The sequence below is a fragment of the Prevotella herbatica genome (assembly GCF_017347605.1).
Lineage (GTDB): Bacteria > Bacteroidota > Bacteroidia > Bacteroidales > Bacteroidaceae > Prevotella > Prevotella herbatica.
Genome location: NZ_AP024484.1, coordinates 805,738 through 818,894 on the forward strand (window position 1 = coordinate 805,738; position 13,157 = coordinate 818,894).

The 13,157-nt window shown below is 35.4% G+C and carries 10 protein-coding genes; all 10 read left to right on the forward strand.

The window, feature by feature from the left end; translation table 11 throughout:
- The first annotated feature begins 1 nt into the window (after window position 1).
- The 10 genes from prwr041_RS03080 to prwr041_RS03125 all read left to right on the forward strand — a co-directional run bounded on the left by prwr041_RS03080 (window position 2) and on the right by prwr041_RS03125 (window position 13,122).
- Window positions 2-883, forward strand: coding sequence for a carbohydrate kinase family protein (locus prwr041_RS03080; protein WP_207154880.1), 882 nt, complete (start codon window positions 2-4; stop codon window positions 881-883).
- A 1,121-nt stretch (window positions 884-2,004) separates the two neighbouring features.
- Window positions 2,005-3,255, forward strand: coding sequence for an efflux RND transporter periplasmic adaptor subunit (locus prwr041_RS03085; protein WP_207154882.1), 1,251 nt, complete (start codon window positions 2,005-2,007; stop codon window positions 3,253-3,255).
- Between the two features lie 12 nt (window positions 3,256-3,267).
- The gene (locus tag prwr041_RS03090; protein ID WP_207154883.1) at window positions 3,268-4,554 is read left to right on the forward strand and encodes an ABC transporter permease; all 1,287 of its coding nucleotides are present in this window, start codon (window positions 3,268-3,270) and stop codon (window positions 4,552-4,554) included.
- Window positions 4,555-4,560: 6 nt separating this feature from the next.
- Window positions 4,561-5,853 (forward strand): ABC transporter permease, encoded by a 1,293-nt coding sequence (locus prwr041_RS03095; protein ID WP_207154884.1) that lies wholly within the window; start codon window positions 4,561-4,563, stop codon window positions 5,851-5,853.
- A 24-nt stretch (window positions 5,854-5,877) separates the two neighbouring features.
- A complete protein-coding gene (locus prwr041_RS03100; RefSeq protein WP_207154885.1) occupies window positions 5,878-6,543 on the forward strand; it encodes an ABC transporter ATP-binding protein in 666 nt (221 codons plus the stop codon).
- A 19-nt stretch (window positions 6,544-6,562) separates the two neighbouring features.
- Complete coding sequence (locus prwr041_RS03105; RefSeq protein WP_207154887.1) at window positions 6,563-7,807, forward strand: ABC transporter permease; 1,245 nt, start codon at window positions 6,563-6,565, stop codon at window positions 7,805-7,807.
- Window positions 7,808-7,810: 3 nt separating this feature from the next.
- Window positions 7,811-9,076 (forward strand): ABC transporter permease, encoded by a 1,266-nt coding sequence (locus tag prwr041_RS03110; protein WP_207154889.1) that lies wholly within the window; start codon window positions 7,811-7,813, stop codon window positions 9,074-9,076.
- A gap of 24 nt (window positions 9,077-9,100) precedes the next feature.
- Window positions 9,101-10,384 (forward strand): ABC transporter permease, encoded by a 1,284-nt coding sequence (locus prwr041_RS03115; RefSeq protein ID WP_207154891.1) that lies wholly within the window; start codon window positions 9,101-9,103, stop codon window positions 10,382-10,384.
- A 4-nt stretch (window positions 10,385-10,388) separates the two neighbouring features.
- Window positions 10,389-11,636 (forward strand): ABC transporter permease, encoded by a 1,248-nt coding sequence (locus prwr041_RS03120; RefSeq protein ID WP_207154892.1) that lies wholly within the window; start codon window positions 10,389-10,391, stop codon window positions 11,634-11,636.
- Window positions 11,637-11,652: 16 nt separating this feature from the next.
- Window positions 11,653-13,122 carry a TolC family protein gene (locus prwr041_RS03125; protein ID WP_207154894.1) on the forward strand — a complete coding sequence of 490 codons (1,470 nt, stop codon included), beginning with the start codon at window positions 11,653-11,655 and terminating at the stop codon, window positions 13,120-13,122.
- The last annotated feature ends 35 nt before the right edge of the window (window positions 13,123-13,157 follow it).

The window sequence follows — 13,157 nt, forward strand, 5'->3', positions numbered from 1 at the left end:
AATGGAAAAAGATAATCGCTATGTTGTCGGTCTGGGTGAAGCACTGTGGGATGTACTTCCAGAAGGTAAGAAATTGGGGGGAGCTCCTGCCAACTTTTCATTCCATGCTAGTCAGTTTGATTTAAATTCTGTTGCAGTGAGTGCTTTGGGTGAGGATGCTCTGGCAGAAGAAACTATTAAACAGTTGGAGGAAAAAGATCTGAAGTATGAGATGCCTCGTGTGCCTTATCCTACAGGTACGGTACAGGTGGAACTTGATACAGATGGTGTTCCAACGTATGATATTAAGGAGAATGTAGCCTGGGATAATATTCCTTTCACAAAGTCTATTGAAAATATTGCTCGCAATACTCGTGCGGTATGTTTTGGTTCATTAGCCCAACGAAATGTGGTTAGCCGTGAGACTATCCAGAAATTTCTTGATGTAACACCTACTGATTGTATAAAGATCTTTGATATCAATCTACGTCAGCAATTCTATACAAAGGAGGTTATTCAGGATTCACTGAAACGTTGCAACATGCTAAAAATCAATGATGAGGAACTTGTAATAATTGGTCGTATGTTTGGCTATCCTGGTCTAGACATTGAAAATAAGTGCTTCCTAATACTAGGCAAATATAATCTTGATATACTTGTCCTAACTTGTGGTGTAAATGGTAGTTATGTGTTTACTCCAGGTAAGGTGTCTTATCAGCCAACTCCAAAGGTTGAGGTTGCCGATACAGTTGGTGCAGGCGACTCGTTTACAGGAAGTTTCTGTGCAGCAATACTTAGCGGAAAGTCTGTAGAAGAAGCTCATAAGCTGGCAGTAAACGTGAGTGCTTTCGTATGTACTCAGAATGGTGCAATGCCTGCTCTACCTAAAAAATTTAAATTCTAATACGGGTTAGGTTTCATAATTATAATATTGTACCCTTTGATTGTAATAATCAAAGGGTATTTTTTAATCAATAAAGATCTGTTCATAAAAATCTTTTTAGAGGTATTAATTCCAAAAAGGTTCTTTGCCAATTTCGGGGAGAATATCCTCCATAAATTGGCAATAAACCCAGAAAAAAAGAAAAATAACCTACATTACCTACATTTTTAGCTTAAACATCTATTAATCAGCAACTTAAACCATGTATATAAGTGCTCTATCCTACATCTTTCCTACATGATTCCTACATGATAAGCACGTTTTAGTACTAAAAACGGTGGATTTTGCTCCAATCGCAATACAAAAGTCGTTTTTTAGGTTGGACCATTAGGACATGTTTTCTTCAGTAAAGCAAATCACCATAATGCCTTTTATGGGATTGTGAATATAGAAATCTCATGTCTCTTTGTAAATGAAATTTGGAAACCAAACTGATTTATAAAACATTTTGATATGTAAACCTTTTCCGTAAGAAATTTCAAAAACGATAATGATAATCAATATCGGCTTTAAAATAATGTATCGTGATTCAGTAAATACAACTATGAATGTTTATGATCAACTCCTATTATGGTCAAAATGCATGAAGTGTAACAAGAATAAAATCACCTTTTTCGGTGCGCTTTTGAGTAATAAGGCCCTAATCACTCGGTAAAGCATGTAGGACAACAGAGTGATTAGGGCCTAATCACTCCCTAAAATGTATAAGAACGGACTTATATACATTAGCTAACATGTTGTATAACAATGTGTTTGGTGAAATCATGTAGGAAACAGCATTAGAAAATCAAAAAAAGTTTTTTTTATTGTGTCTCAAAACCAAAGGAAACGTATATTATTAAATTTTATATTACTAGATCTTTCGTTTGCAAGAGAGTAATTGCCCAGGTAAAAGATTTGGAAATTATGTAATACTATCCATTAAGTCAACTTTCACAAGTTATGCGATGCTATTAGTGTCCGATAATGAACGAAGTGTTCATTATCGGACACTATGCATTTTTGTTAACACACTAATAATCAGCACATTAGCTTCTTGGCACAGGCATTGCTTATAAATAGGCAGTAAATAATATAAAACTATGGACAGAGAAATACCAAAAGAAGAAATCAAAAAGCGCCGAAAGAAAAGAATCATTCGTGCGGCAGCAATTGTACTTATCATTTTTACTTGCTTCATCGGTGTAGAAAAATGGCTTGGACAAAGTGTAAACCGTGCTGATTTGACTTTCTCAACCGTAGACCGTGGTACTATTGAGGTCAGTGTTAACGCAAGTGGAAAAGTTGTTCCTATCTTTGAAGAGATTATAAACTCTCCAATAAATTCAAGAATTATAGAAACCTATAAGAAGAGTGGAGACGCAGTTGATGCAGGAACACCTATTCTAAAGCTTGATTTACAATCAGCCGAAACTGATTATAAGAAAGGTCAGGATGATGAGCAAATGAGAATATCTAAATTACAGCAATTAAAAGTAGACCAAAATACAAAACTTACTGATTTGGCTATGCAGATTCGTGTAGCACAAATGAAGTTAAATAGAATGAAAGTAGAAATGCACAGTGAACGATATCTTGACAGTATCGGTGCTAGTACGAGAGACAACGTGCACCAGAAAGAGATGAACTATAATGTTGCACGCATAGAATTGGAACAACAAAAGAAGCAATTAATAAACGAGCGTCTTTCGAGTGCTGCAGAATATAAAGTTCAAAAACTTGATTTGGATATGTTTATAAAGTCGCTCGGAGAAATAAAACGTACGCTTGAAGATGCTAAGATACGTGCGCCACGCAAAGCTATTTTGACATACATAAATAATCAGATAGGATCACAAATAACCCAAGGAGAACAAGTGGCTGTAGTTTCTGATCTAAGCCATTTCAAGATAACAGGAGAAATTGCCGATTCTTATGGTGATAAAATATCTGTTGGTGGAAAAGCTATTGTCAAAATTGGCGGTAAGACTATTAATGGAACCATAAGTAGTGTAACTCCCCTATCAAAGAATGGAGTTATCAACTTTACTGTCCAATTAAAAGATGATCACAACAGTGTTCTTCGTTCTGGTCTGAATACTGATATCTATGTTATCAACTCCGTTAAGAGTGATGTTATGAGAATAGCCAACAGTGCATATTACACTGGTCCAGGCACATATAGTCTGTTTGTTGCCAACAGCAATGGTGAGATTGTGAAACGCAAGGTTAAATTGGGCGAAGCTGGATTTGATTATGTTGAAGTTTTAAGTGGATTAAAACCTGGCGACAAAGTCGTAGTAAGTGACATGAATGACTACAAAGATAAGAATAAGTTGAAGCTTAAGAACTAACATTCATATAATATGATAAAAATATATATTCGTCAGGCATTGACGCTGATTAAACAAAACAAATTATACTCTTTTATATATATAATGGGTACAGGATTATCTGTAGCATTAATCATGATTGTATTCATCATATATTACATAAAGTTTGCTCCAATATATCCTGAAAACAACAGAAATAACACTTTGGTATTCAAATCCATTGATAAAATAGATAATCAAGATTCTAATAGTAGCGGAAATCTATCTTACTCACTATGTAGCAAAGTACTTGGAAAGATAAAAGGTGTAAAAAACATTGCTATTAAAGAAAGATTTACAAAATCAGGTTCAGGGTATGTCATAAACATGCCAAAAGGCAAAGACAACATATCTGTAGATTTGACACTTACGAATGGTGATTTTTGGAAAGTCTTCACTTTTAACTTTATTAGTGGTAAACCATATACCGAAGCTAACATAGAGGCTAATAATAAATGTGCTGTAATATGTGAATCGACAGCAAAGGCCGTTTATGGATCTACGAATGTAGCAGGAAGAGAACTAACTATAAATGGAGACAGATATAAAATAAGCGGAGTTGTAGAAGATGTTTCGGCAGCAATGAGCGCAACATATTCTGAAGTATGGACTACAATCTCAAAGGAGGCAATGAAGTCATATGACAAGGATAACCTACTAGGAAGCTATTCTTGTTTTATGACCATAAATGAGAATAGCACAAAGGATGAAGTAAGAAATGAAATACAGTCGTATTTTAAGCGTTTAAACAACACAAATAAGAACTTCAAGATTAATATCATGAATCAACCTGATGAGTATTGGCAAAGTACTTTCAGGTACTGGACTAACGAGGGTCCGAATATTAATGAGATAATTACCGATTTTCTTATCATGATGTTTGCCTTATTGTTTGTTCCTGCTTTAAATTTATGCGGACTAATATCAAGCCGCATGGAAAATAGACTATGCGAAATGGGAATTAGAAAGACATTTGGAGCGAAAAAGAACTCACTCATTTTACAGGTAGTTTGTGAAAATCTTGCGCTTACGGCGATTGGTGCTGTCGCAGGGTTGGTATTATCATATCTTGTAGTCTTAATTTCGAGTGACTGGATATTAAATATCTTTAGCAATGGAGGGGCAACAAATACTCACATTACATTCAACATGCTATTCAATCCAATAATTATAGGCATCGCAATAGTTATTTGCATGATATTAAATCTTTTATCAGCAGTTATACCAGCCTCTCTATCGTTGAGACATAATATCATTTATTCTCTTAACACAAAAAGATAAATCATCATGATAAAAATAATATTCAAAACAATTTGGAATCAGCGTAAACAGAATGCTTGGATAATGATAGAGCTTATACTAGTAGGATTTTTCCTGTGGAAATCTATCAATCCTCTAGTTGGTATTGTAAGTACGGGTATGGTAAATGAGGGATATGAGGATTCCAGATTATATTGTTCACAGTTTAGTATGTACGACAAGAGCAGTGAACACTACGATGCGAAGACTGATAATGACACCATAAACCACGATATTTTTATGCGTGCAGTCAATGCTATCAAGCAATGCCCTGAAGTAGAATCATACGGAGTTGCAAGTGGTTGGTTTTCTGTACCCAACAGTACAAATTACAGTGGCAACAGTATATCTTGTGATACAGCACACCACTCTACACAAATATATGGAATGTGTCATGAAGCAGGAGGCGATCTAATGAAGACATACAAATTCAAAGATGCCATAACCGGCAAGACAATGCAATGCAATAACAGGTTATCAACAAAGCAGGCTATATATATATCAGAACAATTAGCTAAAGATATTTTTAGCACAACAAATGTTATTGGCAGAAATCTGTATTTTAATGACGACAAATCAACAACATTCAAAGTCGCTGGTGTTTTCAAGGATGTAAACACAAGAACCCATACTACTCCATTTGCAGGCTTAACTGTAGGTGATCAAACTTTAAAAGACTGTGGATATACAAATGCAATCATTTGTTTTAGACTAAAAGAAGGAACAGATGCTATAAAATTTGAAGAAAAATTCAAACATAACATTGCTCCAAGATTTGAAGTAGGGAACTTCATTAATCTGTCGTTAATCAGTATGAAAGACATTAAAAAAGATTTTATGGAGAATGACGGTATCAACAATCAGTGTAGACTGCAAATAATGATGTCCGGATTCTTTCTTATTTGTGTGTTCCTTGGAATGGTTGGTACATTCTGGATTCGCTGTAATAACCGACGTGGAGAGATTGGAGTAATGAAAGCTATAGGATGTAGCATAAATAGGATAACAACCCAGTTTGTTACAGAAGCATTTATCATTGTTACAATAGCATTTATAATTTCAATCATCTTAATGCTGAATGTAGCTTATATACAAGATTTCTTTAAGACAGATCCTTCGAATATAAATTATCCATATCTAAGTTTCCATCCAGTAAAGATGTTTGCAGTAGTATCTGCCATAACATATATAATTATGATATTCATATCATTACTTGGAACATATATACCAGTAAGAAGAGCAACAAAAGCACTGCCGGCAGATGCTCTGAAAGAAGAATAAATATAAATAATAAAAATAACAATTATGATTACATTAAAAGGTATTAACAAAATCTACCGTACTGACGAGATTGAAACGGTAGCTCTTGAGAACGTAAATCTCGAAGTAGAAAAAGGTGAGTTCCTTTCCATAATGGGACCATCAGGTTGTGGCAAGTCTACCCTACTCAACATAATGGGATTGCTAGACTTACCTACAAGCGGATCTATCGAGATAGAAGGTATACAGACAGACGGCATGAAAGATAAAGCGCTTGCTGCCTTCCGCAATCAAAAACTAGGTTTTGTATTTCAGTCATTCCATCTTATCAATTCACTCAATGTACTTGATAATGTTGAAATGCCACTTTTATACCGCAACGTAAGTGCCAAGGAACGCAGACAAAAAGCCGAAGAAGTGTTGGAGAAAGTAGGATTAACACATCGCATGCGCCACTTCCCGACCCAACTTAGTGGTGGTCAGTGTCAGCGTGTAGCCATAGCACGTGCTATCATAGGTAATCCTGATATAATATTAGCCGATGAGCCTACAGGTAATTTGGACTCAAAGATGGGTGCAGAAGTTATGGAACTACTACACAAATTGAATAAAGAAGATGGCAGAACTATAGTTATGGTGACTCATAATGAAGACCAAGCAAAACTAACAAGCAGGACTGTTAGATTCTTTGACGGACGCCAAATTCAATAGAATAAAAATAAAATAATTTATGAAGACAATCATTAAGCAAGCAATAAACCAGATCAGGCAACAGCCGTTCTTCAGCATATTGTCTATCTTAGGTACTGCTGTGAGTATAGCTTTTGCAATGCTTGTTGTGATAAACTATGACATACATATCGGAGACATAACACCTGAAAATAATCGAAGCAAAATGGTATTTTCGGGTGAAGGATATTCTTATATGAAAAAAGATCATAGCAATGCAAATTCGGGAATGAGTTATCGCACGGCTAAAATGATATTCAATAACGTAAAAGGTGCATCTATTATAAGTTACCAACGTAAGGGTACAATGTTGTATTGTGGAACTAACAAGGATAAAGGTGAAAGTCATTTCTGCAAATATGTAGATCCTGAGTTCTGGCAAATGTATAACTTTAAGTTTTTAGCAGGCAAACCGTTCAATAAAGGCGACTTCCAAGCAAGGGCTAACGTTGTGGTAATAAATGAGCGTATAGCAAGAAAATTCTATGGTAGTGCTGAAAAATCTATAGGAAAGACCTTCTTCTGTGATTTCACACCAATGAAAATTATCGGAGTAGTAGATAATGTAAGTTCTTTCTTCAATTTTGCATATTCTGAATTATGGATGCCATTTGATCCGACAATAAAAGCCTCAGACCCTTTATATGGAAATATAACAGCTATGGCTCTATGTGCTCCAGGTGTTAGTACCTCTGAATTAAATGAGCAATTACAAATATCTCTTAAGCGCTACAATGCAACACTCAATGATTACACATTTGAGTTAAAAGATATGTGTCCAATTACAAAATACCAATTTTTCAAAGGTCATGTTAATACCACAGCTATATTATTCTTAATCGGACTTATGTTATTAGTAGTCCCAGCTATAAATATAAGCGGATTAGTATCGAGTCAGATGCATCATCAAATGAGCGAACTAGCCATCAGACGGTGTTATGGAGCTAGACGTTGGCAACTGATTATGAGATTTATAAATGAAAATTTTATATTAACTTTTATTGGTTCTATACTAGGTGTAATCTTATCATATTTAATGTTACTCATCGTAAAAGGTTGGTTACTCTTCTCAGAAACATCTCTACTGAATTATGCTGATTGCAAGATATCTACATCAATGATACTAAGGCCAACAATATTTCTTTGGGTAGTTGGAATTGCTATTCTATTCAACTTCATAAGTGTTTTCATTCCTGTTTGGATGGCAACACGTCGCAATATAATTTCCACCTTAAGAGGAGAATAAGTTATGATAAAAAATATACTAACACAAATATGGAATCAACGTCGTACTAACAGTTGGCTGTTTGCTGAACTTATCATTGTATTTGTCTTATTATGGTTTTGCGTAGATGTACTTTTTGGTCTTTTCTCTGCAAGAATTCAGCCAAAAGGATATGACCAAGAACATGTATATAAAGTAACTGTAAATTATAGAGATGATCAATCTGTTAAAATGCAAGATGCCGATAGTATATCTCGCTTCTGGTGGCATCCTTTATCTGAAGTAATAAAAAATTTTAAACAATATCCAGGTGTTGAATCTGTATGTACATCATTTGGAACAGATGTTTATTCTAACAACACAATGTTTCAAGGTTATCACATTGATGGTGACACTACAAATATTTTTACTGCTAATATACGTTATGTTGATGCAGAGTACATTAAGACTTTCCGCATTCCTATGTTACATAGTATACATAAAAACCTAGAAGATAAAGACTGGAATGCTATAAACAATGTAAACCCAGCTATCGTTAGTGCAGAATTAGCTGATAGTTTATGGGGAACTACAAATGTTTTAGGAAAGAAATTCTCAGATTATTATTCGCCTAACTTACACTATAAAGTCATAGCAGTGAGTGCCCCACAAAAGAATTCAGACTACAACAGGTATGAACCCTATATAATGACGCCCTATCCAGAATACATTTATAAATCACAGGCTATACCATCGATTTATATTCGAGTTAAAGCAGATGCGGACAATAATGAATTCGCAAACAGTTTCATTAAGACTATGTCTGCAAAAATACATATTGCACCATTTTATATTTTTGATATCCAAAGTATGAAATACTACAAGCAATTAGACGATGCAAGTCAAGGAGTTACACAAGAGGTTAACAACACTATATTAATGATGTCATTTTTTGTATTCAACGTATTCTTAGGTTTATTAGGAACATTCTGGTTCCGTACGAATAGTCGCCGTGGAGAAATTGCAATCAGAATGGCAATGGGAAGCAGCAGAAAGCAAACAGCTATCCACTTTTTAACAGAAGGAATTTTGTTATTAGCTATCGCAGCTTTACCTGGAACCATTGTTTGTCTTAATATATGGTATGCTGATTTGACAGTCACTATACACGCCGATGCTACTATATTAAGACTATCCATTACACTATTAATATCATTTATTTTAATGACAATAATAACATTAATAGGTATATTGATTCCAGCAAGAAAAGCTATGCATATATTGCCAGCAGAGGCTTTACACGAAGAATAGAAATGAATTATAATTTCATAAAATATGAAGACAATATTTAAACAAACATACCAGCAATTAAAAGAGCAGCCACTCATAAGTATTGTGAGTGTTGCAGGAACAGCTCTTTCGCTTTTTCTTATCATGCTTGTTGTTATGATACAACAGGTTAAGGTGGCACCATTTTCACCAGAAGGCAACCGTGATAGAATGCTACACGTTAAATTCGGATCATTACTCACAAAAGACGGTGAGACTAATGGCCCTATGTCTTTACATGCAATAAATGCTATCTATAAAAATCTGAAAACTCCTGAGGCTGTTACAGCCTACACTTATTTTCCTACACGTGAGCCTCTATCTGCAAATGGTTCAAAATCATTCACTGCAAACGTAAAACTTACCGATGCTGCTTTCTGGCACGTATTCGATTTCAAATACATATATGGCAAACCATATAACGAAGCAAATTTCAAGGCAGGTATACCTTTAGCGGTAATAAGTCGCTCTACTGCCATAAAACTTTTCAATACGACAGGAGATGTTGTAGGACGTACATTCCTATTAAAGTATATAACATATAAAGTTGCTGCAGTTGTAAGCGATGTATCTTCACTTGCCACCATGTCTTATTCACAGATATGGATACCATATACCACGGATCAAGAGACATGCAATATGGTATGGAATAATACAATGGGAATGTTCAGCACAACAATATTAATGCATTCCCCTAAGGACGAAGCAAAAGTACACGCCGAGGCCTTAGCTAATCTGAACAAATATAATTTAACGATAAAAGATAGTGGCAATAAACTTGCAAATAGAAATCGTCCTTACAATACAGAGAAAGAATCTATTGATTTTGCAGCAAACCTCGAACCAGATTTGTCTGCAGAACATCGTACAGAATTAATAGTATTCCTTATCCTTTTAATTGTTCCAGCTGTAAACTTGAGTAGTATGACACACAGTAGGTTGCGCCAACGCATATCAGAGATTGGCATACGTAGAGCTTTCGGCTGCACGCGATGGAGCATATTAAGTCAAATTATCACAGAGAATATGATAGTAACACTATGTGCCGGAGCATTGGGATTTATAATGAGTATAGCGTGCGGGTTCATTTTTACAGACTCACTGTTAACGCCAGCATATTCAAACTCATATAATAATGGGCCGATGGTGAATATAGGCATACTTATCCACGTTTCCACTTTCTTTTATGCACTTGCGTTCTGTTTCGTGCTAAATCTTTTGAGTACAAGCATACCAGCATGGCAAGCATGCAAAACTTCAATTATTAATGACTTAAACGGAAAGAGATAAGACTATGAGCAAGAAACTATTCAAACAGATACGCAACGAATGGCATTATAATATATGGATATTTGTTGAGCTATTGATTGTAAGTGTTGTTATGTGGTTTATAACAGACTACATGTATGTAATAGCAAGAAATTATATTGAGCCACGTGGTTTCGATATATCACATTGCTACCTAATAAGTATGGGCAAACTAACACCAAATAGCCACGAATACAATCCTGCAGACACAACAGACAACGATGATCGTGCCGAACTTTTAAACCGCATTCAACATAGACCAGAAGTTGAGGCTGCAAGTTTATCAAGTAATTCATATCCTTATGATGGTAGTAATAGTTCAACGATTATCAGTCATGACACCATACAAGTTGGTAACAACGATTGGACAATGCGCCGTCTTGTTACTCCAGATTTTGTACGCGTTTTCCGCTATCAAGGTGCAAACGGAGAAACACCAGAGCAGTTGGCAAATCTTCTTAGTAAAGGCGATATTCTTATATCAGACAACTTATTTAATAAACACAGAATGCCTTCACTTACAGGATTAATTGGCAAAACATTCCATCTTAATCTTGACTCTACAATAAACTATACCCTTGGCGCCTCACTCAAGCCTGTTAAATATGACGATTTTGAGAGTGCTCGCTATTCATATTCTGGTATGATCAAACTAGGTAAGGAAAATTATAAAGATATGAACGAACTCTGTGTGAGAGTAAAAGATAATATGGACCATAACTTCATTGATAATTTATGGCGCGATGCAGACAAACAGTTACGTGTTGGCAATCTATATATCAGTGATATACAATCATTCCATGATCTTCACACCTCTTTTGAAAGATTAAAAATGAATACTGTGCGTAATTATGTAGCCGGAGGATTATTCCTAATGTTAAACATATTTTTAGGCATACTTGGTACATTTTGGTTCCGCACACAACAACGTAAAGGAGAGATTGCTCTGTTCAAGGCTCTTGGAAGCACTAACCACGATGTTTTTAAACGTCAGATATTAGAGGGAATTATACTACTATCTATAGCTACGGTCTTTGCAACAATAATAGATTTAAATCTTACTTTCGCAAACTTTAATGCAGCTCATGATGGCATATACTTTGAACCCATTCGTTTCACCGCTACAGTATTGATTTCTTATTTTCTGATAGCAACCATGATAATCGTTGGTACATGGTTCCCTGCACGCAAAGCAATGTCAATTCAACCAGCAGAAGCTTTACACGAAGAATAGAATAAGTATTTATGATATGAAAAAAATTATATTTCTAATTTCATTTTTTCTAATGCATGCATGTGCAAAGGCTGCAGACAACAACATAAAGTTAACTCTTACAGAGGCTATCTCGATGGCTCGCAAAAAGAGTGTTGATGCAGTGGTAGCACGTGGAGTGTTGAAGTCAGCTTACTGGGCATACCGCACATACCAAGCCGACTTGCTCCCAGAGTTATCTTTCGATGGAACAGCACCACAATTCAATAAGAGCTATAGTTCGTATCAGCAAAACGATGGATCTTATAAATTCATACGAAATAACTGGTTCGGTATGAATGGTGCCCTAAATGTTAATCAAAATATTTGGCTGACAGGTGGTCAACTCTCTCTCTCCACCTCTTTAGACTATATAAAGGGGGACGGCATGAAAAACTTTATGTCTGTCCCCATCAGCCTTACTCTTAATCAACCGATTTTCGGTGTAAACAACACTAAATGGAATCGTCGTATCGAACCTCTTAAATATAACGAGGCTAAAGCTGCTTTTGTAACAGCAACAGAAGAAGTAACGATGAAGACTATACAATATTTCTTCAACCTTTTATTGGCGCGTGAAAATGTGAATATAGCAAAGCAGAATTTACAAAATGCAAAGCGTCTATTTGATATCGCTGATGAAAGAAAAAAGATGGGGCAAGTTAGTGAGAGCGATTTGCTAAGATTAAAATTATCAGCCATCAATGCACAAAGTACACTTACTGACAATGAAAGCTCGCTTAATAGCAATATGTTTCAACTAAAAACATTCCTGAATATAAACGACAGCACTCCTATTGATTTGGTCATACCTGAAAAATTGCCAGAAGTGTCTATTCGTTATGCTGATGTTCTGGATAAAGCTTTAGAGAATAATTCGTTTGCTCTGAACATTCGTCGCCGACAATTAGAGTCTGACTATGCTGTAGCAAAAGCAAAAGGCAACTTAAGAAGCATAAAGCTCACGGCATCTGTTGGTTATAGCGGCATAAGCAATGACAGAATAAGATATGCTTATGACGATCTTAAAAATAACACGATAATAAGTATTGGATTTAGCGTCCCTATACTTGATTGGGGTAAGCGCCGTGGTGAGGTAAAAGTGGCAGAAAGCAATCGTGAAGTAACAGAAAGTAAACTGCGACAAGAACAACAAACTTTCAATCAAGACATATTCTTACTTGTAGAGCATTTCAACAATCAGAGCAAACAACTTAAGCTAGCCACTGAGGCTGACAGTATTGCTCAACGTAGATACAAAACTAGTATTGAGACTTTTATGATAGGAAAAATTAATACGCTAGACTTGAACGATGCACAGGTAAATAAAGATGATGCAAGGCAGAAAGACATCGCGCAACTTTTTTACTATTGGTATTATTACTATCAATTACGTAGTCTCACCTTATGGGATTTTGCAAAAAATAAAGGGATAGATGCTGACTTTGATGAAATAATTAAACAGTAATAATAAATCAAATAAGTATATTTCTACTTGCAATT

What these genes read in the sequence shown, in the direction of transcription:
- prwr041_RS03105 (WP_207154887.1), top strand. Translation starts at nt 6,563, where the DNA reads ATGAAGACAATCATTAAGCAAGCAATAAACCAGATCAGGCAACAGCCG.
- prwr041_RS03110 (WP_207154889.1), top strand. Translation starts at nt 7,811, where the DNA reads ATGATAAAAAATATACTAACACAAATATGGAATCAACGTCGTACTAAC.
- prwr041_RS03090 (WP_207154883.1), top strand. Translation starts at nt 3,268, where the DNA reads ATGATAAAAATATATATTCGTCAGGCATTGACGCTGATTAAACAAAAC.
- prwr041_RS03085 (WP_207154882.1), top strand. Translation starts at nt 2,005, where the DNA reads ATGGACAGAGAAATACCAAAAGAAGAAATCAAAAAGCGCCGAAAGAAA.
- prwr041_RS03125 (WP_207154894.1), top strand. Translation starts at nt 11,653, where the DNA reads ATGAAAAAAATTATATTTCTAATTTCATTTTTTCTAATGCATGCATGT.
- prwr041_RS03115 (WP_207154891.1), top strand. Translation starts at nt 9,101, where the DNA reads ATGAAGACAATATTTAAACAAACATACCAGCAATTAAAAGAGCAGCCA.
- prwr041_RS03120 (WP_207154892.1), top strand. Translation starts at nt 10,389, where the DNA reads ATGAGCAAGAAACTATTCAAACAGATACGCAACGAATGGCATTATAAT.
- prwr041_RS03080 (WP_207154880.1), top strand. Translation starts at nt 2, where the DNA reads ATGGAAAAAGATAATCGCTATGTTGTCGGTCTGGGTGAAGCACTGTGG.
- prwr041_RS03095 (WP_207154884.1), top strand. Translation starts at nt 4,561, where the DNA reads ATGATAAAAATAATATTCAAAACAATTTGGAATCAGCGTAAACAGAAT.
- prwr041_RS03100 (WP_207154885.1), top strand. Translation starts at nt 5,878, where the DNA reads ATGATTACATTAAAAGGTATTAACAAAATCTACCGTACTGACGAGATT.